Source organism: Piscinibacter sp. HJYY11, assembly GCF_016735515.1.
Taxonomy (GTDB): domain Bacteria; phylum Pseudomonadota; class Gammaproteobacteria; order Burkholderiales; family Burkholderiaceae_C; genus Rhizobacter.
This window is the reverse complement of the sequence record NZ_JAERQZ010000001.1, coordinates 2,612,089-2,636,700: the sequence shown is the minus strand read 5'-3', so window position 1 is coordinate 2,636,700 and position 24,612 is coordinate 2,612,089. Positions and strand designations below refer to the sequence as shown.

Genomic DNA, 24,612 nt, shown 5'->3' with positions numbered 1-24,612 from the left:
TTTGAAGTATCAAAGCAGTGACCGGTTAAGCCTGATGACCATAGCGAGGTGGTCCCACTCCTTCCCATCCCGAACAGGACAGTGAAACGCCTCAGCGCCGATGATAGTGCGGATTCCCGTGTGAAAGTAGGACATTGTCAGGCTATTAATAAAAAACCCCCGCCGCATATGTGGCGGGGGTTTTGCTTTGGACTTTAAAAGTCGCCTGATTCCAAGAAATCGGCGGCAAAGAGGAGTTGCACGTCGAACTCCCTCTTTCCTTGCCGCCGGACCTACGCCGGTATTCTCAGTTCGCGTCGAAGAATCTTTCCGACGTTCGATTTGGGCAAGTCGTCTCGGAACTCAATGTATTTCGGCCGCTTGTAGCCGGTAAAGTTTTGCGTGCAGTACTCGAAGAGCGTGGCTTCCGTCAGTGTCGGATCCTTCCGGACCACAAACAGCTTCACTGCCTCCCCTGACTTGTCATCTGGCACTCCGATCGCGGCACACTCCAAGACCCCAGGGTGCATGCCCACGACTTGCTCGATTTCATTCGGATAGACGTTGAAGCCGGACACCAAGATCATGTCCTTCTTTCGATCGACGATCTTGGTATAGCCATTGGCATCCATGACACCCACGTCACCCGATTTGAAGAATCCGTCGGGCGTCATGACTTTGGCGGTCTCGTCAGGGCGATTCCAGTAGCCGGCCATCACCTGTGGACCACGAATGCAGATCTCGCCGGGCTCGCCGTACGGAACATCGCGCCCCTCATCATCGCGGATGGCAATGTCGGTCAGTGGCACAGGAAGACCGATGGAGCCGGTGAAACCAGAAATGTCGAAGCGGTTGATCGTCGCCACTGGCGAGGTTTCGGAAAGGCCGTAGCCCTCCACCACCGGGCAGCCGGTGATCTTGAGCCAGCGTTCTGCCGTCGACTGCTGGACCGCCATGCCGCCGCCGTTTGAGATCTTGAGTCCCGAGAAGTCGAGCTTCGCAAAATCGGGATGATTGGCCAGCGCGTTGAAGAGCGTGTTCACCGCCGGGAACATGTGCACCTGATGTTTGCGCAAAGTCGCGATGAAGCCAGGAATGTCGCGAGGATTGGGGATCAGCAGGTTCAGGATGCCCAACCGAGCGCCAAGCATGTAGCACGCCGTCAGCGCGAAGATGTGATACAGCGGCAGGGCGCACACGGCGACCATCTGCACCTTGTCGTCGATCGTCGCCAGCCGCGGCTGGAACCACGCTTCCGACTGCAGGATGTTGGCCACGACGTTCCGATGCAACAGGGTCGCGCCCTTTGACACCCCCGTCGTGCCGCCGGTGTACTGCAGAAATGCGACGCTTTCGGGAGTGAGCTTCGGCCGCTGCAAGGTTTGCCGTGAGCCCTCGGACACAGCGGCGTTAAAACGCGTCACGGTGTGCCCATCGTTCAGGGGCAGGCGGAACGGCGGCACCATCTTCTTCACGTTCCGCACGACGAAGTTGACGAGCGCACCCTTGCCTGTGCCGAGCAGGTCGCCCATGGCCGCGAGCACCACATGCCGCACCTTGGTCGAGGTGATCACCTGCTCCAGCGTCTTGGCGAAATTCTCCAGAATGAAGATCGCTTCGGCGCCAGAATCTTTGAGCTGGTGCTCGAGTTCACGCGGCGTGTAGAGCGGGTTGACGTTGACCACCACGAACCCGCCCCTCAGGATGGCGGCAATCGCCGGCATGTACTGAAGCACGTTGGGCATCATGATCGCCACGCGCGCTCCCGGCTGAAGCCCCTTGGCTTGCAACCAGGCGGCGAGCGCGGTCGACATGCGGTCGATGTCCCGGAACTTGAGCCCGGCCTCCATGCAGATGGCCGCGGTGCGTTCGCCATACTTGGCGTACGACTCCTCGAGCAGCTCGACGAGCGAGTTGTACTGGTTGAGGTTGACGTCCGTCGGAACGCCCGGGGGGTAGCTCTTCAGCCAGGGTTTTTCCATGCTGTTCACACCGAGTTTTGACCGCGCGGATGATCCCAGTCGCTGCTCTGCAGCGGCTACGGTAGTTGTCCTAGCGCCTGCAAGATCGGCGCACTTTCCGCGCCAAACAGCGCCTGAAGCAGGGTTTGCTCGCTGGCGCTCACTGTGGCAAGGAACTCCTCCGCACCCCGCATCGCCTGAAAGGTGTCGAAGCCGCTCTCCAAAAAGCCCTGCAGGGCGGACAGCCCGGCGGCGCGCGCTGGGCCGCGCATCATGCGCAGGCTGTGCCTCAGCAGGGGCTTGCGCGTGAGGGTGTACAGGTCCCGCCCCACCGCAAGCGTCAACTCAATCTGCTGCTGCCGATCGGCGAGGCGCCCGACGTGCCTCCAGGCGTTCAGGTACACACCCGCATCGACCGCCTCATCGGGCACCTTCGTCCCCATCGCCGAATCCAGCTCCTCCGACAGCGCATGCAACTGCGCGAGCGTGGCCACGGTGTCGACCACGTCGCGCGGAAAGAGGCGAACCAGCGCGGGCACGACGCGTGCGAACTGGGCGTCGCGCTGGCTGAAGTCACCCGGGCCGTAGAGCTCGTCGAGAAAGAAGCGCGCTGCCGCGCCATACCGGGGAGTCTTCAGCAGGTCGGCATAGGTGTGCGAGAAGCGCCGTTGCTGATATGCCTTCACCGCCTGCACGCGTGCCTGCAGCGCCGGTGTGGCCGCTCGGGTGCGGCGTTCGCGTTCAACGGTTTCAAGGTGCGCAAGGATGAGGGCGGCAGGCGTGGGCATCGTGAAGCTCGGGTTTCTCATGGCGCCGACTAGTCGTTCATCTCTACGGCGTGCCGAGGGAATGATGCAACACTCGGCGCCTCATGCAACGACGCCGTCTCTTGAAACTCGGTGCAGGCGCAGCGGCGCTGCTGGCGCTTGCAGGCGGAGGCGTCGCGCTGGTGCAGCCGGGCCTGCTCGGCGGGCGTCTCACGGCCGCCGGCAGGGATGTCTTCGAGGCGGTGGCGCGTGCAGTGCTGCACGGCACCCTTCCCTCGACGCAGCCCGAAGCGAAAACCGCCCTCACGGCGCACATGGGCCGCCTCGACGACGTGCTCCGGGCGTTCCCGCCGCACGTACAGGCCGAGCTGTCCCAATTGCTGTCCCTTCTCTCCACGACGCCCGGCCGCCGGCTGCTCGCCGGCCTGTCGGCCGATTGGCCCGATGCAAGTGTCGAGGCCCTGCAGGCCAGCTTGGACGACATGCGACGCTCCGGCATCGCCGTGCGCCAGCAGGCGTATCACGCGTTGCGCGACATCACCAACGCAGCCTTCTACTCGGATGCTTCGGCCTGGCCGAAGCTCGGCTACCCCGGCCCGCGCGCGCTATGACGACGCCCGCCCCGACCGCTCGCCCGAGCATCCCCGACCCCATCCAGGACGGCCTGCGCCGTGGCTGGCGCGTGCTGGGCGGCGCACACGGCGCCGCGCCCGCCGAGTTGAGTTGCGACGTGGCCATTGTCGGCACCGGTGCCGGTGCCGGTATCACGGCCGAGCTGTTGACGCAGGCCGGCCTGCAGGTGGTGCTGATCGAAGAAGGGCCGCTCAAGAGCAGCAGCGACTTCCGCCAGCTCGAGAGCGAGGCCTACCCTTCTCTCTACCAGGAAAGCGGCGCACGCAAGACCGCCGACAAGGCCATCACCATCCTGCAGGGCCGTTGCGTCGGCGGCTCCACCACGGTCAACTGGACGAGCTCCTTCCGCACGCCCGTCGCTACCTTGCAGCACTGGCGGCAGCATTTCGGTCTCGCCAGCTACGGCGAGGCCGAGATGGCGCCGTGGTTCGCACAAGCCGAGGAGCGCCTGAACATCGTGCCCTGGCTGACCCCGGCCAACCGCAACAACGAAGTGCTGCGGGCCGGTGCTGAGCGCCTGGGCATTGCGTCCGCCGGCATCCAGCGCAACGTCAAGGGCTGCTGGAACCTCGGTTCCTGCGGCATGGGCTGTCCGACGAACGCGAAGCAGTCGATGCTGGTGACGACCCTGCCGGTCGCGCTCGACCGGGGCGCCACCTTGCTCGTGCAGACCCGCGCGCAGACCTTCGTGGTCGGGCACGGCCAGGTCCAGGCGCTCATGTGCATCCCCGTCACGGACAACAGCGCACCGGCCCCCGGCGCCCAGCCGGTGCGCATCGTCGCCCGCCACTTCGTCGTCGCGGGTGGCGCCATCAACAGCCCCGCGTTGCTGATGCGCTCGGGCGTGCCCGATCCGCACCGCCTGCTGGGCAGGCGCACCTTCCTGCACCCGGTGGTGATCTCGGCCGCCACGTTTGCCGAGCGCATCGAGGCCTGGGACGGCGCGCCGCAGACGCTCTACAGCGATCACTTCCTGCACACCCACGCGATCGACGGCCCGATGGGCTACAAGCTCGAAGCGCCGCCGATGCACCCCCTGATCACGTCCACCACGCTCTCGGGCCACGGCCCTGCGCAGGCCGAGCAGCTGAAGCAGTTCCCGCATACCCAAGGCCTGCTGGCGCTGCTGCGCGACGGCTTCCATGCCGAGTCGCCCGGGGGCACGGTGCAGCTGCACGATGATGGCTCTCCGGTGCTCGGCTACCCCTTGAACGACTACGTGATGGACGGCGCACGCCGCGCGCTGCTCAGCATGGCCGAGATCCAGTTCGCCGCCGGCGCACGCGAGGTGACCCCGGTGCACGAGCTCGCCGGTCGCTACAGCACCTGGGCGCAGGCGCGTGAAGCCATCCAGGCGCTGCCGATGAAGCCGCTGCTCACGCGTGTCGTCAGCGCGCACGTGATGGGCGGTTGCGCGATGGCCGGCAGCGAGCGCCTGGGCGTGGTGAGGCCCGATGGCCAGCACTGGCAGCTCGCCAACCTGTCGGTGCACGACGGCTCGCTCTTCCCGACGAGCATCGGCGCCAACCCGCAGCTGTCGGTGTACGGCGTGGCCAATCGCCTTGCCACCGGCTTGGCCAAGCGGCTGACCGGGCGAGACGTGCGACTGCTCGCTTAGCATCGCCGCATGCTCGCTCGGCTCCAGCAGTTCATCACCCTCGGGCTTCTGGCCACCGCCATCGCGTGGGCCACCTGGTGCCTGCAACGCGGCGAGGCCGTGTGGGCCTGGGCCGGCGTGGCGGTGATCGTGTTCGGCTATGCGGTGTTCCTGGCGATCGAACTCGTGCTCGTGTGGTTCGTTCATGGCCAGGACCCGGCGCCCAAGGCCACGCCGGCCCAGCTCTTCGAGGCCTGGTTCGCCGAGGTACTGGCCGCGCCGCGGGTCTTCTGCTGGCAGCAGCCCTTTCGCTCGACGCGCGAGCCCGATCACCTGCCGGCCTCCCCCGGCCGCCGCGGCGTGGTGCTGGTGCACGGCTTCGTCTGCAACCGTGGCTTCTGGAACCGCTGGATGCCGCAGCTCCGCGCGAAAGGCGTGCCGTACGTGGCGGTGAACCTGGAGCCGGTGTTCGGCACCATCAGCGACTACGCGCCCATCATCGACGCGGCCGTGCGCCGCGTCGAGCAAGCCACCGGCCTCGCGCCGGTGCTGGTCGGCCACAGCATGGGCGGACTCGCGATCCGGGCCTGGGCCGCCGCGTCAGGCGCGGGCCGCGTGCACCGCATCGTCACCATCGGCAGCCCGCACCGCGGCACCTGGCTCGCACGTTTCGCCACCACGCAAAACGCCCGCGAGATGGCGCTCGGCACCGACTGGCAGAAAGCCCTCGAGGCACTGGAGCCGGCGCAGCACTTCGAGCGCTTCATCTGCTTCTACAGCCATTGCGACAACGTCGTGTTCCCGGCCTCTACCGCCACGCTCCCCGGGGCCGACAACCGCCACCTGGTGGGCATGGCCCACGTGCACATGGTCGACCACCCGCAGGTGCTGCAGGCGGTGCTGGAAACGGTCGCTCAGTAGACGCGGTCGCTCGGCAGCCGCGCCTCGGCGGCGAGCTCGCCTTCGCGCGCCACCCGCTCGTAGAGCGGCGTGAAGTCGGGTGCCGTGGCCTCGAAAAGCTGCTGGAAGCCGGTGATGACGAAGTAGGTGGCCTGGTAGCTGTCGATGCGGTAGCGGGTGCGCATGATGCGCTCGACGTCGAAGCCCAGCCGCTGCGGCGCATCGCTCTGCACGCTGTGGCGCAGCTCGCCGGCCGACGAGAGGATGCCGGCGCCATACGCCCGCAGGCCTTGCGGCGTGGCGATGAGCCCGAATTCCACCGTGTACCAGTACAGGCGGGCAAGGTACTCGCAGGCCTGCAGCCGGCTCGCCTTCAGACCGCCGGCGCCGTAGGCCTGCATGTAGTCGGCGAACATCGGGTTGAACAGCAGCGGCACATGGCCGAAGAGGTCGTGGAAGACATCGGGCTCGACCACGTAGTCAAACTCTTCCGGCTTGCGGATCCACCCGGTGACGGGGAAGCGCCGCTGCGCAAGCAACGCGAAGAAGGCTTCCTCGGGAATGAGCCCCGGCACCGCCACCACTTCCCACCCTGTCGCGCGGTGCAGCCGTTCCGACAAGGCGTCGAAGCGGGGGATGCGATGCGGCTCGCCGAGCTGCTCAACCGCCGCGATGAACTCCTCGCAGGCCAGGCCCGCCAGCTGCGCAGCTTGGCGCTGGTAGAGGCGCTCGTACAGCGCGTGTTCTTCGGGTGTGTAGCGCGACCACTGCTGTTCGCAGGTGTAGTCGGCGCGGGCGGCAGCGTAGTCGCCGCGGGGCGGGCGTGTGCCGGTGCCGTAGGTGACCGGCGCGACCCCTTGGTTGACTGCCTTGTGAGCGTTGGCCATTGTGGTTCGTGCAGACGAGAGAGCCGTAGGTTCCCGCGTGCGGCCGGTTTTGGCAAGCGGCCCGTGGATGGGCCTCGCCGGCCTCAGCTTTCGAGCTCGCGCACGAACTGCAAGGTGGCGGGGACAGAAAGGTTGAGCAGCTGCGAGAGCGCGCTGATGTCGTCGGGAATCGCCGGGTTGTCCCAGCTCTCGGCGCTGTGGCGCGCCAAGCGCACGGCCAGCATCACGTTCTGCACCGAGGGGTGGCGTGCGTGGCGGTCGTCGGTGATCTGGATCAGCAGCTCGGGCAGGGCCCAGGCGCGCATCAGGGCCTGCTGCAGGTCGAAGAGCTGGATGTTCAGCACCTGTTGTTGGACCACGTGCGAGCGCAGCGTCGGGTCGGCCTTCTGCGCGGCGCGGATCTTCAACGCCAAGGTGGGCGCATGGCACCACAGCAGCATCTCGGCAAAGTCGTGCAGCAGCGTGGCTTCGTAGATCACTGCGGCGTCGTGGTCCATGCGGTGCACGGCGAACGAGAGCGCGAACTGCGCGGCGCGGTGCGCACGGCGCAGCACCTCGCCCACGCCTTCGAGCGCCTCGGGTTCGTCGGCCAGCCACTCCTCGACGGCAGGTTGCAGGCCGAAATTGCCGAAGAAAGGCGAGATGCCCATCATCACCACGGCAGCGGTCACGGTCTCCACGTCGGTGATGAGCCGCGGCGGGCGGTGCGTCGACGCGTAGGCCAGCACCTTGAGTGTCATCAGCGGGTCGTCGGCCACCATCTCGCCGATGAGGTTGGCGTCGACGTCGTCTTCGTTCGCCCGCATCGCCTCGAGCGCGTCGGAGGTGCTGGCCAGCACCGGGATCTCGGCGTCGCGGAAGTGCTTCACCCACGCATCCAGGTCGCGCAGGGGCTGCGTGATGAACGGAGGGGGCGTTGCGGCGATCGGTTCCACGTCAGCTGTCACAGGAGTACTTCTTACCGAGGTTATCGGCCCTGGTCATCGGGGACTTGAGCGCGCTCCCCCTTCATCGCCCGCCGAGCTTGGCCTTCTGGTCGAGGCCGACCTTCTTGTTGACGAACTGCAGCACCGCCACCTTCGAGAGGTCGACCTCGCCTGCCTTGTAGAGCCCGGCCTTCACCATCTGGGCATAGAAGTCGTTGATGCGCCCCTGGCTCATCGCCCCAATGCCTCCGGCAAGCGACTCGCCCGAGTCGACGATGCCTTGCTGCTTCATCAGCGCGACCGAGGCTTCCATCTCGGCCTCGGTCATCTCTGGGTTGTCCTTGATCATGAGCGCGGCGGCCGCCTTGCGGTCACCATAGAGGTAGTTGACCCAGCCGATGATGGACGCGTCGACGAAGCGCTGCACCAGATCCGGCTTGGCCTTGACCGTCTCGGCGCGCGCCTCGATCAACGTCGAGTAGGTCGAGAAACCATGGTCGGCGAGCAGGTGCACCACCGGCTTGAACTTGCCCTGGCTCTGCACGTAGATCGGCTCGGCCACCGAGTAGCCCTGCTGGATGGCCTTGATGTTGGCGAGGAAGGGGCCGAGGTTGTAGTTGTAGGGCTTGAGCACCTCGTCCTTGAAGCCGTGCGTGACCTTGAGCCACTGCCACCAGCTGAACTGGCCGTCTTTCGCGATCAGCGCCACCGGTGCGTTCTTCAGCGCGGCAAAGTTCTCGTAGCCCTGGCCCGGGTGGGCGATGAGGGCCTGCGGGTCCTTCTGGAACATGGCGGCCACCACCACGGTCGGCACGCCGTTCTTCACGTTGTCGAAGCTGTGCAGCAGGTTGCCGGTCATCAGGAAGTCGATGCGGCCGGCGGGCAGCAGCGGCCGGTTGTTCACCTGCGGGCCACCTTGCTGGATGGTCACGTCGAGCCCGTACTTCTTGTAGGTGCCGTCGGCGACGGCCTGGTAGAAGCCGCCGTGCGCGGCCTGCGCCTTCCAGTTGGTCGCGAAGGTCACCTTGTCTTGGGCGAAGGCGGCGGTGCCGGCGGTGGCCGCAAGCGCGGCGAGGGCGAGTGTGCGCAGCATGAAGGCTCCAGGAAGAAGGGGGGTCAGTGGGGGTTGGACGATTCGATGGCATGCCATCGCCCGAGCAAGGCACGCGACAGCGCGTTGAAGCTCCAGAAGATCAGCACACCGGTCAGCACGAGCAGCAGCAGGGCAGCAAACATCTTCGGCGTCTCGGTGCGGAAGCTGGCCTCCAGGATGCGCGAGGCCAGCCCCGTTTCGCGGCCCGCCGCGCCGGCCACCATCTCGGCCGTGACGGCGCCGATGAGGCTCAGGCCGCCGGAGATTTTGAGTCCCGCCACGAAGTAGGGCAAGGCGCTCGGCACCAGCAGCCAGCGCAGCCGCTGCAGTGGCGAGGCACGGTACAGGCGGAAGAGGTCGTGCAGCTGACGGTCGGCCGCACGCAGGCCGATCACGGTGTTGGAGAGGATGGGAAAGAAGGCCACGATCCACGCGCACAGCAGCAGCGCCGCGGTGGTGCTTTCGACGTAGATCAGGATCAGCGGCGCCACCGCCACGATGGGCGTGACCTGCAGCACCACGGCGATGGGGAAGAGCGCGTGTTCCACCGGGCGTGACAAGGCAAACACCGCCGCGATCAGCACGCCCCCGGCACACGCCAGCAGCAGCGCGCCGAAGGTGATCTTGAGCGTGAACCACCAGCTGGCGGCGAGCGAGCCGAAGTGGGTGAACAGCGTCTGCAGCACGAGGCTCGGTGCGGGCAGCGTGTAGTGCGGGATCTGCGCGAGGCGCACCAGCGCCTCCCATGCCGCGATGAGCGCCAGCAGCGTGAGAACCGGCAAGGCCCGCCGCATCAACCGGCCACCTGCGAGGCTTCGAGTGCCTGGCCGATGCGCTGGCAGATGCCAAGGAAGCGCTCGGAGCTGCGAAACGCCGGGCTGCGCGGGTAGGGCTCGTCGATCACCACCTCGTCGACCACGCGGCCGGGCCGCGCGCCCATCACCAGCACCCGCTGGCTCAGGTACACCGACTCGTAGATGCTGTGCGTGACGAAGAGCACCGCCAGCGTGCCGCCCTGCCACCAGCGCAGCAGGTCGTCGTTGAGCTTCTGGCGGGTGAATTCGTCGAGCGCGGCGAAGGGCTCGTCCATCAGCAGCACGCGCGGTTGCGCCACCAGCGCCCGCGCGATCGAGGCGCGCATCTTCATGCCGCCGGAAAGCTCGGCCGGGGAGGCGCGCGCGAAGTCGGCGAGGCCCACGAGGCGCAGCACGGCATCGACACGCTCTGCGGCTTGCGCGCGCGAGAGGCCGGCGATGCGCAGCGGCAGCCACACGTTGTCGAACACGCTGGCCCAGGGCATCAGCGTGGCGTCCTGGAAGACGCAGGCGGTGTCGGCCGGCGCGCTGGGGTTCAGCGCCGGGGCCGACACGGTGCCCCTGGTCGCCCGGTCCAGCCCCGCGACCAGCCGCAGCGCGGTGCTCTTGCCGCAACCCGACGGGCCCAGCAGCGAGACGAACTCGTGCGGCCCAACCCCGAGCGACACGTCGCGCAAGGCCAGCACCCCATTGGCGTAGCGCTTGTCGACGTGATCCAGCGAGAGCAGGGGCGGCATGCCCGCGAGTGTGCCTGCGTTTGCAGGCCTCACCCGCGGGCGCGCTGCGGCGCTACAAGCGCTTGACGCCGGGCAGGTGGCCGATCAGATGGCCGTCGAGGTAGAGCGCGCCTTCGGGCGCGCTGGCGTCGGCGTAGAACTCCAGCGCCTCGGGCAGCCGGGGCCATGTGCGCTCGGGCGGCTCGGCCACGCGCAGGGCCAGGCGGGCGAGCAGGCGGCTTGCGCTGCGCAAGACGGTGGCGGCCAGGCGGCGCAAGGGGTGGGCCCGGGGGCGTGCCGCCGCTTCGTCGGGGCTCCACGTCACGAGTCTCAGATGGGTCATGGTGATGTCCTTCAGTCACTGCCCGCTCGTGGCGGGCAGGGGGTCATGGGCTGTGCTTTCGGTGGTCGAGCTGGCCGAGCGCCTCTCGCAGCTCTCGGCGCGAGCGTTGGCGCAGTGCGCCGGTGCTCGATCGGTGGCCGCCGCCATGGCGCAGGTGCGCGGCGGGCGCGAAGGGGTTGCGTGGCTTCGGGGTGACGACGGTGAATTTCATGAGGAACTCCTTGGCGGACGACGGTCCGCACGACACAAACAAAACGGCCCGGGGCGTTTGACGCAACCCGGGCCGTGCGAGGCTCTTCGGCAAGAGCTCAGGTGAGCAACGGCCCCGGCGGCGCCTCCACGGCGATGGCTGCACCGAGAACGCGCGACGGGCGTTCGGTCAGGTGGCAGACGGGTGTCGACATGGCGTTCCGGGTGAGGGTGGATCGGTGGGGTGTCGCTGCGGTACGGCCGGCTCCGCAACTTGCGCAAATGATAAACAACTGATTATCTTGCGCAAGAGGTATTGCTCACCTCTTTTGGGGGGTCAGCGCTTTCGCTTCAGCGGCGCCACGCCGGCCTGGCTGCTCAGCCACAGGCTGTGCGGGTCATCGATCGGCGCCGGCTTCTTCGGTGCAGGGCTCGCAGCGGGCGGCGTTGGGGCCAGCACCTCGCCCAGCAGGTCCAGCAGGCGTGTGCGGGCACGCTGCGGGTGTCGGCGGTAGTAGGTGAGCACGAGGCCGACGATGAAGCGCTCGTCGTCGTCCTGCGGCAGGCTGGAGGCCGGCTCGGGCTCGGCCTGCAAGGCACTGGCGCCCTGGGCGGCGCTGCCGTGCGGCTCGTCCATCCAGCCCATGGGCTTGTGGCTCAGCTGCTCGAACTGGCGCGCGAGGCGCTCGCCGATCTGGCGCGAGCGGCCTTTGATCTGGCTCCAGTAACTGGGTTGGATCTGCAGGCGCTCTGCGAAGCGGCGCTCCAGGCCGCGCAAGGTGGCGGCATCGGCGTGTTTGACGGTGGCGTGCACGAACTCGTCGAACAGCGCCAATGCGTTGTCCAGGCGGATCTGCGCCACGTCGTGGTGGGCGGACGGCATGGGCCGCGATGATAAATCTTTGTTGAGCATCGGCTTTCTAGAATGGGCACCTCCTTGCGCACTTCAAGAGCCCCATGACCACCCTCGGCACCCCCCTCTCGCCCTCGGCCACCAAAGTCATGCTGCTGGGCAGCGGCGAGCTCGGCAAGGAGGTGCTGATCGCGCTGCAGCGCCTGGGCGTGGAGACGATCGCGGTCGACCGCTACGAGCACGCGCCCGGCCAGCAGGTGGCCCACCATGCCCGCACGATCACGATGAGCGACCCGGCCCAGCTCAAGGCCTTGATCGAGGCGGAGCGGCCGCACCTCGTGGTGCCCGAGATCGAAGCCATCGCGACGCCCATGCTCGAGGAACTGGAGGCCGCCGGCACCGTGCGCGTGATCCCCACGGCCCGCGCGGCGCGGCTCACGATGGACCGCGAAGGCATCCGCCGCCTGGCGGCCGAGACGCTGAAGCTGCCGACCAGTCCGTATGTCTTCTGCGATTCGCTGGCCGAGTTGCAGGCGGCCATCGAGGGCTCGGGCGAAAACAAGGGGATCGGCTACCCCTGCATCGTGAAGCCCGTGATGAGCAGTTCCGGCAAAGGCCAGAGCAAGATCGACGGCCCGGCCGACGTGCAGAAGGCCTGGGACCACGCCATGGCCGGCGGCCGCGTGAGCCATGGCCGGGTGATCGTCGAAGGCTTCATCGCCTTCGACTACGAGATCACCCAGCTCACCGTGCGGGCGCTGGGCGCGGGGGGCGAGGTCGAGACGCATTTCTGCGACCCGATCGGCCACATCCAGGTCAGCGGCGACTACGTGGAGAGCTGGCAGCCGCACCCGATGTCACCCATCGCCCTGCAACGCTCGCGCGAGATCGCCAAGGCCGTCACCGACAACCTCGGAGGCCAGGGGCTCTTCGGCGTGGAGCTCTTCGTGAAAGGCGAGCAGGTCTGGTTCAGCGAGGTCAGCCCGCGCCCGCACGACACCGGCATGGTCACGATGATCACGCAGTGGCAGAACGAATTCGAGCTGCACGCCCGCGCCATCCTGGGACTGCCGGTCAGCACCGCACTCAAGAGCCCGGGTGCGAGTGCCGTCATCTACGGCGGCGTCGACGCGACCGGCATCGCCTTCGACGGCGTCGACGAAGCGCTGCGCGTGCCCAACACCGAGCTGCGCCTCTTCGGCAAGCCCGAGAGCTTCCTGAAACGGCGCATGGGCGTCGCGCTGGCCTTCGATGCCGACGTGGACGTCGCGCGCCGGCAGGCGAAGGCCGCCGCTGCCAGGGTGCGACCGCGCCGCGCCTGAGGTGCTGCTTCGCAGCACGGATTTGCAGGTCAGCGCGCACTTTGTCACGGCGTCATGAGCCGCCAGCGCTGACAAGCCGGCGTCGCCTCGTTACGCTCTGGGTTTGCGCAGCTGACGACCGCACGTGACGGTGTGCGCTGCGAGGGAAGGGCGACGATGGACGTGATGGGAATTGCCACGGCACTGAGCGCCGGCCTCATTGGGGCCGTGCTGGGCGCCGCCGTGACCTGGCGCGTCATCGGCAGCCGCGCGACGGCGCGCCATGCCCGGCTGGTGGCCGCGGCCCGCGAGCAGGTCGCCGCCAGCACCCAGAACGCCCGCGCGGTCAACGCCCGCCTGCAAGCCGAGCTCGAGAAGGAAAAGTTGTCGGCGCGCGAGCGCCAGGCGGCGTTTGCCGCCGAGCAGCGCTCGTCGGTCACGCGGCTCGAAGGCCAGCTGCGCTTTGCCTACGCCGAGATCGACCGCCTGAACGCCGCGGCACGTGGCGGTGGTGCGCCGCCCGGCGACGGTGTCACCGACGGCAGCGGGTTTGCGCTGACGCGGCCTTTCGAGCGCTGAATTGACCCTTCCGGGCCCTGCGTTCTCACCTCTCTGTGTGAGGCGATGAACGCAGACCCCTTTGATAAACTGCGACCCCCGCCGAACCGGGCCTGTGTGCGCGCAAGCGCCATGCCCTCCACCCGTAGATTCCACGCATGACTTCCACCCAAACCGAGCTCCAGCGCGAAGTGGCTGTGCTGCTCGTCGAAGCGCTCAACCTCGAGACCGCGCCCGAGACGATCGACCCGCAGGCTGCGCTCTATGGCGAAGGCCTGGGGCTGGATTCGATCGACATCCTGGAGGTCGCGCTCGTGGTGTCGCAGCGTTATGGCTTCCAGCTGCGCTCGGACGACCAGGACAACGTGCGCATCTTCACCTCGCTGGCCAGCCTGACCGACCACATCGCCGCCAACCGCACCAAGTGAGGTGAGTGGCATGCAAGTCCGAGTTGCCACCCGGGTCGGCCTGGTGCTGCTGGTGGGCCTGGCCTACGTGCTGGCCTCGCACTGGCTGATGACGCAGACCGAGGCCTCGGCCTGGAACGTGGTGGGCGTGTTGTCGCCCATGCTCGTGATCGTCGGCCTGGGCGCCTGGCGCAGCGGACACAACGGGGTTGCCCTGGGCGTGGTGGCGGCCCTCGTGGCGCTGTGCGTGCAGGCGATGCTCGGCATCCGCGTCACCTCGCATGCGCTCTACCTGCTGCAGCACGCCGGCATCAATTTCCTGCTCGCGCTTTTCTTCGGCAGCACGCTGCTGCCGGGGCGCACGTCAATCATCACCTCGGTGGCGCAGCGTGTGCACGGCAAGGACCTGCCGCCCGCGCACTTCGCCTACACCCGCCAGGTGACGGCGGCGTGGACGATCTTCTTCCTCGTCATCGTCACGATCTCGCTGGTGCTGTTCTTCGGCTTCAGCTTCGACACCTGGGCGGTGTTCGCGAACCTCGTGACGCCCATCGCCACCGGCGCGATGTTCATCGGCGAATACTCCCTGCGCTACCGCCTGCACCCGGAGTTCGCACGTTCCTCGGTCGCCGATGCGATCAACGCCTACATGAACAGCGGCAAGCCCCAGGCGCCCAAGGTGCCCCAGTGAGCGCGACCCCGTTGTTGTGGACCGGCGACCTGGAGGCGCCGCTCGCCCGCCGTCACGGCGTCGACATCTCGCGCCGTCAGTACCTCGCCGACGTGCAGACCCTGGCCGAGCGCCTGCCCGAGACCGGCGCCATGCTCAACCTGAGCGGCGACCGCTACCGGTTCGCAGTGGGCCTCGGCGCCGCCCTCGTGCGTGGACAGTGCAGCCTCCTGCCGCCCAATTTCACGCCCGACATGGTCGAACGGCTGCGCGGTCTCTTTCCGGGTACCTACGTGCTCACCGACCACGTCGAGGCCGGAACCGTGCACCATGTGTGGCACGCGGAAGGGCATGCATCCACCCCGGCCGCGCCCAGCATTCCCGAGGTCGTGGAATCGGCCACCGCAGTGCAGGTGCTGACCTCCGGCTCCACCGGCACGCCGGTGCCGCACGCCAAGGCCTGGGGCTTCCTGCGGCTCGGCTGCGAAGCCGAAGCGACGCGGCTGGCGCAGTACATGGGGCTTTCAAGCTTCGTCGGCGTCACGCTCGTGGCCACCGTGCCGGCGCAGCACATGTATGGCTTCGAGTCGAGCGTGCTGCTGTCGCTGCTTGGCGGGGCGACGGTCGACACCGAGCGGCCCTTCTACCCGGCCGACATCGCCGCCGCCCTCGCGCGGGCTCCACGCCCGCGCATGCTGGTGACGACGCCGTTCCACCTCAAGTCGCTGCTCGATTCGGGCGTGGCGCTGCCGGCGATCGACCTCACGCTGTGCGCCACCGCGCCCTTGTCGCCCCAGCTGGCCGCGCGGGCCGAAGCGGGCCTTGCCGCGCCGCTGGTCGAGATCTACGGCTCCACCGAGACGGGTCAGGTCGCCACCCGCCGCACGGTGCAGGGGGCCGAGTGGACCACCTTCGACGGCGTGCAGCTCAGCGGCGACGGCGACGCCTCGGTCGCGCAGGGCGGCCATGTGCCGCAGCCGACCACGCTCGCCGACGTGCTGGAGGTCGTGAACCCGACGAGCTTCCGGCTGCTCGGCCGCTCCAACGACCTCATCAACATCGCCGGCAAGCGCAGCTCGCTCGGCCACCTCAACTACCACCTGAACGGCATCGAGGGTGTGCGCGACGGCGCGTTCTGGCTCCCGCACGATGCGCCCGACGGCGTGGTGCGCCTGGTCGCCTTCGTCGTGGCGCCCGACGTGTCGGCCGAAGAGATCCACAAGCGCGTGGTCGCCGAGATGCGGCTGCGGGTCGACCCGGCCTTCCTGCCGCGGCGTGTGGTGCAGGTGCCTGAGCTGCCACGTGTTCAGGGCACGGGCAAGCTGCCCACGACCGCGTTCGCGGCCTGGGCCGAGCAGGTGCTGGCGCAGGCCTCGCGCCGCTGAGCCGCGTCTTTCCCTGCGAGCGTTTCCGTGGACGTGTTCATTCCCCTCGACCATCCGGCGTTTGCCGGCCACTTCCCCGGGCAGCCGCTGCTGCCGGGCGTGTCGCTGCTGTCGGAAGTGCTCGAGGCCGCGCTGCGCGACCCGTCCCTGGCCGCGCAGCTCGGCCCGTCGCCGCGCCTCGGGGCGGCCAAGTTCCTGTCGCCGGTGCGGCCTGGCAGCACCTTGTCGATCCAGTTCACCGACAGCCCGACCGCGCTGCGGTTCGAGGTGAAGGTGGCCGAGCGCAGCGTCGCCTCGGGCCATTTCGAGCGCACGCCATGACCGAGCAGCCAAAGCCCGGCGTCAAGGCCAGCCCGCCAGCGGACTGGTCCACCGAGCCCGAGCGCAGCCACATGTGGGCGCTGACGCTGATCCGTTGGATCGCGACAGGCGTGGGCCGACCGCTGACGCGCCTGCTGCTGCACCCGATCACGCTCTACTTCGTGCTCGCCAACGGCAAGGCGCGCCGTGCCTCCCGCGAATACCTGGCCCGTGCGCTCCAGCGCCCGGCCACGTTCGCCGACGGCTACCGCCATGTGCATGCCTTCGCGGCCACCGTGCTCGACCGCATCTACTTCCTGCAGGAGCGCTTTGACCTCTTCCAGGTGACGACGACGAACGGCGAGGCCATCCACAGGCCGCTCGCGCAGGGCGAGGGCGTGATCACCATCGGTGCCCACCTCGGCAGCTTCGAGGCCATGCGCGCCGGCGGCGAGGCGCGTGGCGAGCGTGTGGCGATGCTCATGTACGAGAACAACGCCCGCATGATCAACGCCATGCTGGCGGCCGTGGCGCCCAAGGCGAAGCTGCACACCATCGCGCTCGGGCAGGCGGGGGCGATGCTGGCGCTGCGGCGCTTCCTCGATGGCGGCGGCATCGCGGGCCTGCTTGCCGACCGCACGCTGCCCGGCGGCGCCGGCCGCTCGCGCACCCACTGGATCGACTTCCTCGGCCGCCCGGCCCCGTTTTCCGATGGCCCTTTCCGCCTGGCGGCGATGCTCAAGCGGCGCGTGGTCTTTTCCGCCGGGCTCTACCATGGCGGCAACCGGTACGAGCTGACCTTCTCCGAGCTGGCCGATTTCCGCGAGGCGGGGAACGACAGCCGCGAGGCCGTCGACCAGCAGGTGCGAGAGGCGCTCGAGCGTTATGTGCGCCGCCTCGAGGCCGCGTGCGTTGAGTCACCGTACAACTGGTTCAACTTCTACGATTTCTGGGCCGCTGCTGATGCTCCTTCTTCGCCTGCTCCCGCTTCGCCTGCTGCGCCCTGAGGTCTGGGCCGCCGCGTTCGCGTGCCTGCTGCTGTTGGCACCGCTGCGGGCGCATGCAGCCTTCGACCTGCCCGAGCTCGCGCGCCTGATGGCGCAGGTGAAGAGCGGCGAAGCGGTGTTCACCGAGAAGCGCTCGGTGGCCATGCTGGAGCGCACGCTCGAGTCGTCGGGCCGGCTGACCTTTTCCGCGCCCGACACCTTCGTGCGCGAAACCTTGAAGCCGCGGCCCGAGAAGGTGTCGGTCGTGGGCAACCAGCTCGCGCTGACCTCGAACAACCGCACCCGCACCTACCGGCTCGACGCCGTGCCCGAAGCGGCCGTGATGGTCGAGGCGATCCGCGGCACGCTGACCGGCAACCGCCAGGCCATCGAGCGCAACTTCAACGCGACCGTGAGCGGCCAGGCGCAGCGCTGGACGATGGAGCTCGTGCCCATCGAGCAGCAGGTGCGCGACCTCGTGCGCTCGGTGGTGATCACCGGCCAGCAGTCGTGGGTGCGTGAAGTGACCGTCGTGATGGCCGATGGCGACCGCTCGGTGATGACCATCGAGCAGGTCTCGTCCGTGCGCGCGCCGGGCACGCCGAATTGAACCCCGAAGAGAAAGGCGCGCTGCAGCGCGCCGCGGCCCTGTTCCGCCGCGGGGTGCTGGTGGTGTGGCTGGCCTGCGTGGCGGTGGCCATCGGCATCGCCTGGCGCACGCACTATGTGGCCGACCTGTCGGCCTTTCTGCCCTCGACACCCAGTGCCGAGCAGGCGGTGCTCCTCGACCAGCTGCGCAGCGGCGTCGCCGCGCGGCTGGTGCTGATCGGCCTCGAAGGCGGCACGCCGGCCGCGCGGCAGGCAGCCTCGCGCCAGCTCGCGCAGGCACTGCGGCAGAGCGGTGCGTTCGACGCTGTGCACAACGGCGACAACACGCAGTTCGAGGCCACCGGCAAGTTCCTCTTCGACCACCGCTACCTGCTGAGCCCGGCGGTCGATGCGCAGCGCTTCAGCGTCGACGGCCTCAAGGCCGGCATCGACGAGACCACCTCGCTGCTCGGCACGCCGGCCGGCGCGCTCATCAAGCCGGTGATCCTGCGCGACCCGACCGGCGAGACCATCCGCATGGCCGAAGGCATGCTGCCGGCACAGGCGCCGCGCATGGAGGGCGGCGTGTGGGTGTCGCGTGACGGCCAGCGTGCGGTGCTGCTGGCCACCACCAACGCCGACGGCGCCGACCTCGACGGCCAGGAGCGCGCCTTGCAGCAGGTGCGCGAGCGTTTCGCCACGCTCAAGGCCGAGGGCGTGAGCCTGCTGGTCACCGGCCCGGCGAGCTTCTCGGTGGGCTCGCGAGAGAAGATCAAGCGCGAAGTCGAGATGCTCGCGATCGCCGGCGGCGTGGCCATCGTCGGCATCCTGCTGTTCTCCTTTGGGGGCTCGTTGCGCACGCTGCTGATCGCCGTGCTGCCGGTCGCCTGCGGTGTGCTCGCCGGCGTGGCAGCGGTGAGCCTGGCCTTCGGCAACGTGCACGGCATGACGCTCGGCTTCGGCACCACGCTGATCGGCGAGGCGGTCGACTACGCGATCTACTACCTGATCCAGGCCCGCTCGCGCCCCGGCGCGCCGCGAGGCGACGGGGCAGCGCGCTGGAAGGCCGAGAGCTGGCCCACCGTGCGCCTGGGGCTCTGGACGTCGATCTGCGGCTTTGCCGCGCTGCTCTTCTCGGGCTTCCCCGGCCTCGCGCAGCTGGGCCTCTTCTCGGTCGCCGGCCTCGCCGCCGCGGCCCTCACCACCCGCTACGTCTTCACCGTGATCACCCCCGACGGCGCGCCGGGTGCCGGCATGCGGCAGCGGCTCGGGCAGGCAGTCGGCTGGTGCAGCGCCGTGCTGCCGCGGCTGAGGGGGCCACTGGCGGCGCTCACGGTGGCGGCGGCCGCGGCGCTCGCCTGGTGGCCGTCGGCCTGGCATGCCAACCTGGCCTCGCTGAACCCGGTGGGCCCGGAGCAGATCCGCCTTGACGAAGAGTTGCGCCAGGACATCGGCGCTTCCGACAACGGCACCATCGTCGCCGTGGCGGCGGCCGACGAGGCCGGCGTGCTGGCCCAGGCCGAGGCCGCCGGCCAGCGTCTCGACAAGCTGGTCGAAGCCGGCGTGATCGGCGGCTATGAGTCGCCAGCCCGGCTCTTGCCGAGCCCCGGCACGCAGCAGAAGCGGCGCGACGCCTTGCCCGCGCCCGAGGTGCTGCGGGCCCACCTCGAGGCGGCCACGGTCGACGGTCCCTTGCCCGCGCGGCGCCTGCAGGCGTTTCTCGCCGACGTGGAGGCCGCGCGCCAGCAACCGGTGCTCACGCTCGCCTCGCTGACAGGCACGCCGCTGGCCGCGGCGCTCGCCGCCCAGGTGCTGCCGGGCGATGCCTCGGCCGGTGGCACGCGCCCCTGGCGTGCCCTGCTGCGCGTGCAGCCCGTCGACCAGGCCACGATCGACATGGCCAAGCTGCGCGCCGCGCTGGCCGACCTGCCCGGCACCCACGTCGTCAACATCGCCGACGAGGTCAGTTCGCTGTATGCCCGCTACCTGAAAGAGGCCTTGGTGCAGGCGCTGCTCGGCGCCCTGGCGGTGTGCGTGCTGCTCGGGCTCCACCTGCGTTCGTGGCGCCGCCTGCTGCGCATCGCCCAGCCGGTGGCGGCCGCGGTCGTGATCGTGCTCGCGGTGATGACGGGCCTGGGCACGGCGCTGGGCATCCTGCACCTCGTGGGCCTGCTGCTGGCCGTGGCCATCGGCTCCAACTACGCGCTCTTCTTCGACCAGATCCGCGAGCAGCAGGAAGCACTGCCGCCCGGGGCCGCGTTCACCGTCGACACCGACACGCTCGCCTCGCTGGCGTTGGCCAACATCACGGCCGGCATCTCGTTCCTGCTGCTGGCGTTTTCGAGCATCCCGGTGCTGTCGGCCGTGGGGCAGGTGGTGGCCCCCGGCATCGTGCTGAGCCTGTTGCTGTCGGCGGCGTTCATCCCCCGGCGTCAAAGCTGATTCCAGCGTGAATCCTTGGGGGATTCACGAGGGGCCCCTGTGCAAAAATCGCCCGTCCGGCCCGGCGTCCCCCGGCTCGGTGGCCCAGCTCCCGCCCACGCCCTCTTGTCATGCAGTCTTCCTCGCAACTGACCCGCCCGACCAGCTCCCTGCGCTGGCACGAGCCGGTGCTGGTCAAGGCCACCGTGGCCTGCCACATCGGTGCCGTGGCGGCCCTGCTGCTGGAGCTCGCGCTGTGGCCCTGGGTGGCCGGGGCGGTGGTGCTCAACCACTTGCTCCTCGCCCTCGGCGGCCTGTGGCCGCGCTCCACCTGGCTGGGGGCCAACGTGCGCCGCCTGCCCGATGCGGCCGTGGCGCGGCGCGAGGTGGCCGTGACCATCGACGACGGCCCCGACCCGCAGGTCACGCCCCGCGTGCTCGACCTGCTCGACGCCCATGGCGCCAAGGCCACCTTCTTCTGCATCGCCGAGCAGGCCGCTCGCCACCCGCAGCTGGTGCGCGAGATCATCGCCCGCGGCCACAGCGTGCAGAACCACAGCCACCGCCACTCGCACACCTTCTCGCTGCTCGGTCCCCAGGCCTTCGCGCGGGAGATCCGGCAGTCGCAGGAGGCGCTGGCGCAGCTCACCGGCCGGCGCCCGGCCTACTTCCGCGCACCGGCGGGCCTTCGCAACCTCTTCCTCGCCCCGGTGCTTGCCGAGCACGGCCTGCAGCTCGTGAGCTGGACGCGCCGCGGCTTCGACACCGCCCGCCGCGACCCCGCGGGCGTGCTGCGCCGCCTCACGCGCGGCCTCGCCGCCGGCGACATCCTGCTGCTGCACGACCGTGGCTCGGCGGTGGCCGCGAGCGGCAGGCCGGTGGTGCTCGAGGTGCTGCCGCCGCTGCTGCAAACGCTTCAACACATGAACCTGAAGGCCGTGACCCTTCCCCACGCCATGGAGACCCCTGCATGAGCCACGCCCGGCCGCCCGAAGAGGCTCATTCCCGCTTGGCGGGACCGCATGAAATGCGTGGGGTGCCCCAATGAGTGCCGTGATGGGCGGTTCGCCCGCTCCCCGTGAACCTTGGCCCGCCCTGCTCGATGCCGCCAGCCGGCCCTACCGCAGGGCCGGTCTCTTTGCGTGGCGCTTCGCCCGCGGCAAGCTCGGCATGGACCCGGTGTTCCGCCACATGCTGCGCCACGGCTTGATCGCGCCGCGTGCGCGTGTGCTCGACATCGGCTGCGGCCAGGGCCTGCTCGCGAGCCTGCTCAAGGCCAGCCACCGCCTCAGCCAGGAAGGGCACTGGCCCCACCAATGGGCGCCGGCACCGATCGGCACGCGCGTGACCGGCATCGAGCTGATGCCGCGCGACGTCGAGCGCGCGCGCGCCTCGGTCGGCGACGTTGCCGAGTTCGTCTGCGGCGACATGCGCCACACGCCGTTTCCCGATGTCGATGCGGTCGTGATCCTCGACGTGCTGCACTACGTGACCGTGCCCGAGCAGAACGAGGTGCTCGCACGGGTACGCCGTGCCTTGTCGCCGGGTGGCGTGCTGCTGCTGCGGGTGGGCGATGCGGCCTCGCGCCGCGGCTTCGTCATCAGCCAGTGGGTCGACGCGATGGTGACCTGGGTGCGCGGGCACCGTGTGCTGCCGCAGTTCGGCCGCACGCTCGCCGAATGGACGGCGCAGCTCGAATCCCTGGGGTTCGAGGTGCGCAGCCAGCCCATGAGCCAGGGCACGCCGTTCGCCAATGTCCTGCTTGTCGCGAGGGTGGCGCCTTGATGAACCCTGTTGCCATTTCTGCCTACACCGTGAGCTCGGCCCTTGGGCTCGGACTCGATGCCACCCTGGCCGCGCTGCGCGAGACGCGCAGCGGGCTGGCACCGGTCAAGTTCCTCGACCTGCCGCTGCCCACGTGGGTGGGCGAGGTGCCGGGCGTCGATGCCACCGCGCTGCCTCCGGCGCTCGCCGACTTCGATTGCCGCAACAACCGGCTCGCCTGGCTCGGCCTGCAGCAGGACGGTTTTCTCGAGGCCGTCGCCGCCGCACGCGCGCGCTGGGGCGCCGATCGGGTGGGCGTGTTCCTCGGCACCAGCACCTCCGGCCTCCTGCAGACCGAGCTGGCCTACCGGCGGCGCGAGCCCGACGGGGCCTTGCCGTCGGACTTCCTCTACGGGCCCACGCAAAACACCTACTCCGTGGCGAGCTTCGCCGTGCAGGCGCTCGACCTGCATGGCCCGAGCTGGGTGGTGTCGACGGCGTGCTCGTCGAGCGCCAAGGTCTTCGGCACCGCGGCGCGGCTGATGCAGCTGGGCCTGATCGATGCAGCCGTGGTGGGCGGCGTCGACAGCCTGTGCCTCACCACGCTCTACGGCTTCAATTCGCTGGAGCTGCTCTCCGACGAGATCTGCCGCCCCTGGGATGGCGGACGCAAGGGTTTGTCGATCGGCGAGGCGGCGGCGTTTGCGCTGCTCGAGCGCGAGACCGCGCAGCCGCAGGGCTGGCTGCTCGGCGTGGGCGAGAGCAACGACGGCTACCACATGAGCACGCCGCACCCCGAAGGCGCCGGCGCCATCGCCGCGATGCGGGGTGCGCTGTCGTCGGCCGGCCTCCAGCCTGCCGACATCGACTACATCAACCTGCATGGCACCGCCACGCCGAGCAACGACGCCGCCGAAGACAACGCGGTGCGCCAGGTGTTCGGCACCGCTGTGCCGGCGAGCTCCACCAAGGGCGCGACCGGCCACACACTGGGCGCCGCCGGTGGCGTGGAAGCGGCGATCTCGCTTCTGGCCCTGCAACACGGCCTGATGCCGGCGGGGCTGAACGTGAAAGATCGCGACCCGGCGCTGCAACTCGACTACCTGCGCAGCAACCGCGAAGCACCCCTCCAGCGCGTGCTGTCCAACTCCTTCGGCTTCGGCGGCTCCAATGCCAGCCTGGTGTTCGGGAGGGCCGCATGAGCCAGGGCATGCAGGTGTGGGTGCAAGGCGTCGGCCTGCTGGGCCCCGGCCTGCCGACCTGGGCGTCGTCGCAGGCGGTGCTGCGCGGTGAACAGGCGCATGCCTCGGTGCCGACGGTGCTGCCGCCACCGGCGCGGCTGCCGGCGGCCGAGCGGCGCCGCGCGGGCAGCGCGGTGAAGCTCGCCATGGCGGTGGCCGACGAGGCCGTGGCCGCCGGTCAGGTGGACCCGAGCACGCTCGCCACCGTGTTCACGTCGTCCAGCGGCGAGTGCGCCAACTGCCACGCCTTGTGCGAGGCGCTGGCGATGCCGGAGCCGGTGGTGTCGCCCACGCGCTTCACCAACTCCGTCCACAACGCCTCGTCGGGCGCGTGGCACATCGCCGTCAGCAGCCGGGCCTCGTCGACCAGCGTGTGTGCGTTCAACGGCAGCTTCGGCGCCGGGCTGATCGAGGCGGCCGCGAGCGTCTGCCTCGAGGGGCAGCCGGTGCTGCTGGTGGCGAGCGACTCGCCCTATCCCGAGCCGCTGCACGGGGCGCGGCCCTTGCCCGACCACTTCGGCGCGGCGCTGCTGCTCTCGCCGGTGCGCACGGCGCAGTCGATCGCGTCGCTGACGGTGCATCTGGCGGCGGGTGAACCGCCGGCCGGTGCGATGGCCGATGGCTCGCTCGACGCGCTGCGCCGTGTCATCCCGGCGGCGGCGGCGCTGCCTTTGCTGGTGGCGATGGCGAGGGGCCGGCCGCAGCACGGTCTGGTGCTCGACTACCTGCCGGGCAACTCGCTGCGGCTCGACATCGAGCCCGTGAAGGCCTCGTGAGCACGGTGGGCCAGACCCTGGACCGTGCGGGCATTGCCGCGCTGATCCCACACAGCGGCAGCATGTGCCTGCTGGCGCGACTGCAGTCGTGGGATGCGCAGCGCATCGTCTGCGTCGCCACCAACCACCGTGATGCCGACCACCCGTTGCGCACCGCCAGCGGCCTGATGTCGCCGTGCGCGATCGAATACGCCGCGCAGGCGATGGCGCTGCACGGCGCGCTGATCGGCCAGGACGCGGGGACCGCGGCCAGCCCCGGCTTTCTCGCCAGTGCACGGGGCGTGCAGCTGCATGTGCTGCGCCTCGACGACCTGCCGGCGGCCGATGTCGACGAGCTGCACGTCGAGGCCGTGCGCCAGAGCGGCGATGCGCGCCAGATCCTCTACAGCTTCACCGTCAGCCACGGCGGCCGGCCGCTCGCCGAAGGGCGCGCGGCTGTTGTGCTCAACACTCCTCTGCCTGCATGAACCACATCGTTTTGGCGCTGCGCATTCGCCGGGTCGAGCGCCGGGCCGCCCCAAGCCGGCCCGCCATCCCCTTGGGGGATCGGTCGACG

General features: G+C 69.3%; 27 protein-coding genes and 1 rRNA gene. 18 read left to right on the top strand and 10 right to left on the bottom strand.

All coding sequences use genetic code 11. The annotated features are described in order from the left end of the window. The first annotated feature begins 30 nt into the window (after window positions 1-30). Window positions 31-143: ribosomal RNA gene (rrf, locus tag JI745_RS12140) — 5S ribosomal RNA — on the top strand. A gap of 129 nt (window positions 144-272) precedes the next feature. Here the strand turns inward: rrf and JI745_RS12135 are convergent. Both JI745_RS12135 and JI745_RS12130 read right to left on the bottom strand, forming a co-directional pair. After that, a complete protein-coding gene (locus JI745_RS12135; protein WP_201806583.1) occupies window positions 273-1,961 on the bottom strand; it encodes a long-chain-fatty-acid--CoA ligase in 1,689 nt (562 codons plus the stop codon). Between the two features lie 56 nt (window positions 1,962-2,017). After that, the gene (locus JI745_RS12130) at window positions 2,018-2,728 is read right to left on the bottom strand and encodes an FFLEELY motif protein (RefSeq protein WP_201806579.1); all 711 of its coding nucleotides are present in this window, start codon (window positions 2,726-2,728) and stop codon (window positions 2,018-2,020) included. A 101-nt stretch (window positions 2,729-2,829) separates the two neighbouring features. On the opposite strand from JI745_RS12130, the gene JI745_RS12125 reads away from it, so the two are divergent. From JI745_RS12125 to JI745_RS12115, 3 genes are read left to right on the top strand one after another with little or no spacing between them, the layout of a single operon-like run. Beyond that, a complete protein-coding gene (locus tag JI745_RS12125) occupies window positions 2,830-3,318 on the top strand; it encodes a hypothetical protein (RefSeq protein WP_236674975.1) in 489 nt (162 codons plus the stop codon). Then, entirely contained in the window at window positions 3,315-4,958 is a 1,644-nt protein-coding gene (locus JI745_RS12120; RefSeq protein WP_201806574.1) for a GMC family oxidoreductase, read from the top strand. Before JI745_RS12125 ends, JI745_RS12120 begins: the two co-directional genes overlap by 4 nt. Window positions 4,959-4,967: 9 nt before the next feature. Then, on the top strand, window positions 4,968-5,858 hold the full coding sequence (locus tag JI745_RS12115) for a triacylglycerol lipase (RefSeq protein WP_201806572.1): 891 nt from the start codon (window positions 4,968-4,970) through the stop codon (window positions 5,856-5,858). Here the strand turns inward: JI745_RS12115 and phhA are convergent. The 8 genes from phhA to JI745_RS12075 form a co-directional block, all read right to left on the bottom strand. Further along, window positions 5,852-6,724, bottom strand: a complete 873-nt coding sequence (gene phhA / locus JI745_RS12110; RefSeq protein WP_201806570.1) for a phenylalanine 4-monooxygenase — start codon at window positions 6,722-6,724, stop codon at window positions 5,852-5,854. The genes JI745_RS12115 and phhA overlap by 7 nt on opposite strands. Before the next feature lie 83 nt (window positions 6,725-6,807). Then, window positions 6,808-7,659 carry an HDOD domain-containing protein gene (locus JI745_RS12105; RefSeq protein WP_310738598.1) on the bottom strand — a complete coding sequence of 284 codons (852 nt, stop codon included), beginning with the start codon at window positions 7,657-7,659 and terminating at the stop codon, window positions 6,808-6,810. A 73-nt stretch (window positions 7,660-7,732) separates the two neighbouring features. After that, a complete protein-coding gene (locus JI745_RS12100; RefSeq protein ID WP_201806567.1) occupies window positions 7,733-8,743 on the bottom strand; it encodes an ABC transporter substrate-binding protein in 1,011 nt (336 codons plus the stop codon). Window positions 8,744-8,766: 23 nt separating this feature from the next. Further along, window positions 8,767-9,537, bottom strand: coding sequence for an ABC transporter permease (locus JI745_RS12095; protein WP_201806565.1), 771 nt, complete (start codon window positions 9,535-9,537; stop codon window positions 8,767-8,769). Next, window positions 9,537-10,295 (bottom strand): ABC transporter ATP-binding protein, encoded by a 759-nt coding sequence (locus JI745_RS12090; protein ID WP_201806562.1) that lies wholly within the window; start codon window positions 10,293-10,295, stop codon window positions 9,537-9,539. The genes JI745_RS12095 and JI745_RS12090 overlap by 1 nt, the downstream gene beginning before the upstream one ends. A 52-nt stretch (window positions 10,296-10,347) precedes the next feature. Beyond that, window positions 10,348-10,617 carry a hypothetical protein gene (locus JI745_RS12085; RefSeq protein ID WP_236674973.1) on the bottom strand — a complete coding sequence of 90 codons (270 nt, stop codon included), beginning with the start codon at window positions 10,615-10,617 and terminating at the stop codon, window positions 10,348-10,350. Between the two features lie 43 nt (window positions 10,618-10,660). Continuing rightward, window positions 10,661-10,828 carry a hypothetical protein gene (locus JI745_RS12080; protein WP_201806559.1) on the bottom strand — a complete coding sequence of 56 codons (168 nt, stop codon included), beginning with the start codon at window positions 10,826-10,828 and terminating at the stop codon, window positions 10,661-10,663. Between the two features lie 315 nt (window positions 10,829-11,143). Continuing rightward, window positions 11,144-11,689: a hypothetical protein gene (locus JI745_RS12075; RefSeq protein WP_201806557.1), complete on the bottom strand. Its 546-nt coding sequence runs from the start codon at window positions 11,687-11,689 to the stop codon at window positions 11,144-11,146. Between the two features lie 74 nt (window positions 11,690-11,763). Between JI745_RS12075 and purT the strand changes: the two genes are divergently transcribed. From purT to JI745_RS12010, 14 genes are all read left to right on the top strand, one after another. Next, window positions 11,764-12,981, top strand: a complete 1,218-nt coding sequence (gene purT, locus JI745_RS12070; RefSeq protein ID WP_201806554.1) for a formate-dependent phosphoribosylglycinamide formyltransferase — start codon at window positions 11,764-11,766, stop codon at window positions 12,979-12,981. Window positions 12,982-13,146: 165 nt separating this feature from the next. Next, window positions 13,147-13,539, top strand: coding sequence for a hypothetical protein (locus JI745_RS12065; RefSeq protein WP_201806551.1), 393 nt, complete (start codon window positions 13,147-13,149; stop codon window positions 13,537-13,539). 137 nt (window positions 13,540-13,676) lie between these two features. Further along, window positions 13,677-13,946 (top strand): phosphopantetheine-binding protein, encoded by a 270-nt coding sequence (locus JI745_RS12060; RefSeq protein WP_201806549.1) that lies wholly within the window; start codon window positions 13,677-13,679, stop codon window positions 13,944-13,946. Window positions 13,947-13,956: 10 nt separating this feature from the next. Then, window positions 13,957-14,616: a hypothetical protein gene (locus JI745_RS12055; RefSeq protein WP_201806546.1), complete on the top strand. Its 660-nt coding sequence runs from the start codon at window positions 13,957-13,959 to the stop codon at window positions 14,614-14,616. After that, window positions 14,613-15,980, top strand: coding sequence for an AMP-binding protein (locus tag JI745_RS12050; RefSeq protein ID WP_310738597.1), 1,368 nt, complete (start codon window positions 14,613-14,615; stop codon window positions 15,978-15,980). The genes JI745_RS12055 and JI745_RS12050 overlap by 4 nt, the downstream gene beginning before the upstream one ends. A 27-nt stretch (window positions 15,981-16,007) precedes the next feature. Next, entirely contained in the window at window positions 16,008-16,301 is a 294-nt protein-coding gene (locus tag JI745_RS26390) for a 3-hydroxyacyl-ACP dehydratase (protein WP_310738596.1), read from the top strand. Next, window positions 16,298-17,287: an acyl-CoA synthetase gene (locus JI745_RS12045; RefSeq protein WP_201806543.1), complete on the top strand. Its 990-nt coding sequence runs from the start codon at window positions 16,298-16,300 to the stop codon at window positions 17,285-17,287. Before JI745_RS26390 ends, JI745_RS12045 begins: the two co-directional genes overlap by 4 nt. After that, window positions 17,244-17,876, top strand: a complete 633-nt coding sequence (locus JI745_RS12040; protein ID WP_201806540.1) for a LolA-related protein — start codon at window positions 17,244-17,246, stop codon at window positions 17,874-17,876. Before JI745_RS12045 ends, JI745_RS12040 begins: the two co-directional genes overlap by 44 nt. Then, window positions 17,873-20,296: an MMPL family transporter gene (locus JI745_RS12035; protein ID WP_201806538.1), complete on the top strand. Its 2,424-nt coding sequence runs from the start codon at window positions 17,873-17,875 to the stop codon at window positions 20,294-20,296. Before JI745_RS12040 ends, JI745_RS12035 begins: the two co-directional genes overlap by 4 nt. A gap of 110 nt (window positions 20,297-20,406) precedes the next feature. After that, window positions 20,407-21,249: a polysaccharide deacetylase family protein gene (locus JI745_RS12030; protein WP_201806536.1), complete on the top strand. Its 843-nt coding sequence runs from the start codon at window positions 20,407-20,409 to the stop codon at window positions 21,247-21,249. An 82-nt stretch (window positions 21,250-21,331) separates the two neighbouring features. Beyond that, the gene (locus JI745_RS12025; protein WP_236674972.1) at window positions 21,332-22,060 is read left to right on the top strand and encodes a class I SAM-dependent methyltransferase; all 729 of its coding nucleotides are present in this window, start codon (window positions 21,332-21,334) and stop codon (window positions 22,058-22,060) included. Further along, window positions 22,060-23,241: a beta-ketoacyl-[acyl-carrier-protein] synthase family protein gene (locus JI745_RS12020; RefSeq protein ID WP_201806530.1), complete on the top strand. Its 1,182-nt coding sequence runs from the start codon at window positions 22,060-22,062 to the stop codon at window positions 23,239-23,241. The genes JI745_RS12025 and JI745_RS12020 overlap by 1 nt, the downstream gene beginning before the upstream one ends. Further along, window positions 23,238-24,056, top strand: a complete 819-nt coding sequence (locus tag JI745_RS12015; RefSeq protein ID WP_201806527.1) for a beta-ketoacyl synthase chain length factor — start codon at window positions 23,238-23,240, stop codon at window positions 24,054-24,056. Before JI745_RS12020 ends, JI745_RS12015 begins: the two co-directional genes overlap by 4 nt. Next, entirely contained in the window at window positions 24,053-24,523 is a 471-nt protein-coding gene (locus JI745_RS12010; RefSeq protein WP_201806523.1) for a hydroxymyristoyl-ACP dehydratase, read from the top strand. Before JI745_RS12015 ends, JI745_RS12010 begins: the two co-directional genes overlap by 4 nt. The last annotated feature ends 89 nt before the right edge of the window (window positions 24,524-24,612 follow it).

Excerpts from the sequence above, each read along its gene's own strand:
- JI745_RS12115 (WP_201806572.1), top strand. The coding sequence starts at position 4,968 with ATGCTCGCTCGGCTCCAGCAGTTCATCACCCTCGGGCTTCTGGCCACC.
- JI745_RS12040 (WP_201806540.1), top strand. The coding sequence starts at position 17,244 with ATGCTCCTTCTTCGCCTGCTCCCGCTTCGCCTGCTGCGCCCTGAGGTC.
- JI745_RS12030 (WP_201806536.1), top strand. The coding sequence starts at position 20,407 with ATGCAGTCTTCCTCGCAACTGACCCGCCCGACCAGCTCCCTGCGCTGG.
- JI745_RS12120 (WP_201806574.1), top strand. The coding sequence starts at position 3,315 with ATGACGACGCCCGCCCCGACCGCTCGCCCGAGCATCCCCGACCCCATC.
- JI745_RS12095 (WP_201806565.1), bottom strand. The coding sequence starts at position 9,537 with ATGCGGCGGGCCTTGCCGGTTCTCACGCTGCTGGCGCTCATCGCGGCA.
- JI745_RS12015 (WP_201806527.1), top strand. The coding sequence starts at position 23,238 with ATGAGCCAGGGCATGCAGGTGTGGGTGCAAGGCGTCGGCCTGCTGGGC.
- JI745_RS12020 (WP_201806530.1), top strand. The coding sequence starts at position 22,060 with ATGAACCCTGTTGCCATTTCTGCCTACACCGTGAGCTCGGCCCTTGGG.
- JI745_RS12075 (WP_201806557.1), bottom strand. The coding sequence starts at position 11,689 with ATGCCGTCCGCCCACCACGACGTGGCGCAGATCCGCCTGGACAACGCA.
- JI745_RS12090 (WP_201806562.1), bottom strand. The coding sequence starts at position 10,295 with ATGCCGCCCCTGCTCTCGCTGGATCACGTCGACAAGCGCTACGCCAAT.
- JI745_RS12100 (WP_201806567.1), bottom strand. The coding sequence starts at position 8,743 with ATGCTGCGCACACTCGCCCTCGCCGCGCTTGCGGCCACCGCCGGCACC.
- JI745_RS12055 (WP_201806546.1), top strand. The coding sequence starts at position 13,957 with ATGCAAGTCCGAGTTGCCACCCGGGTCGGCCTGGTGCTGCTGGTGGGC.
- purT (WP_201806554.1), top strand. The coding sequence starts at position 11,764 with ATGACCACCCTCGGCACCCCCCTCTCGCCCTCGGCCACCAAAGTCATG.
- JI745_RS12135 (WP_201806583.1), bottom strand. The coding sequence starts at position 1,961 with ATGGAAAAACCCTGGCTGAAGAGCTACCCCCCGGGCGTTCCGACGGAC.
- JI745_RS12025 (WP_236674972.1), top strand. The coding sequence starts at position 21,332 with ATGGGCGGTTCGCCCGCTCCCCGTGAACCTTGGCCCGCCCTGCTCGAT.
- JI745_RS12085 (WP_236674973.1), bottom strand. The coding sequence starts at position 10,617 with ATGACCCATCTGAGACTCGTGACGTGGAGCCCCGACGAAGCGGCGGCA.
- JI745_RS12045 (WP_201806543.1), top strand. The coding sequence starts at position 16,298 with ATGACCGAGCAGCCAAAGCCCGGCGTCAAGGCCAGCCCGCCAGCGGAC.
- JI745_RS12130 (WP_201806579.1), bottom strand. The coding sequence starts at position 2,728 with ATGCCCACGCCTGCCGCCCTCATCCTTGCGCACCTTGAAACCGTTGAA.
- phhA (WP_201806570.1), bottom strand. The coding sequence starts at position 6,724 with ATGGCCAACGCTCACAAGGCAGTCAACCAAGGGGTCGCGCCGGTCACC.
- JI745_RS12080 (WP_201806559.1), bottom strand. The coding sequence starts at position 10,828 with ATGAAATTCACCGTCGTCACCCCGAAGCCACGCAACCCCTTCGCGCCC.
- JI745_RS12065 (WP_201806551.1), top strand. The coding sequence starts at position 13,147 with ATGGGAATTGCCACGGCACTGAGCGCCGGCCTCATTGGGGCCGTGCTG.
- JI745_RS12060 (WP_201806549.1), top strand. The coding sequence starts at position 13,677 with ATGACTTCCACCCAAACCGAGCTCCAGCGCGAAGTGGCTGTGCTGCTC.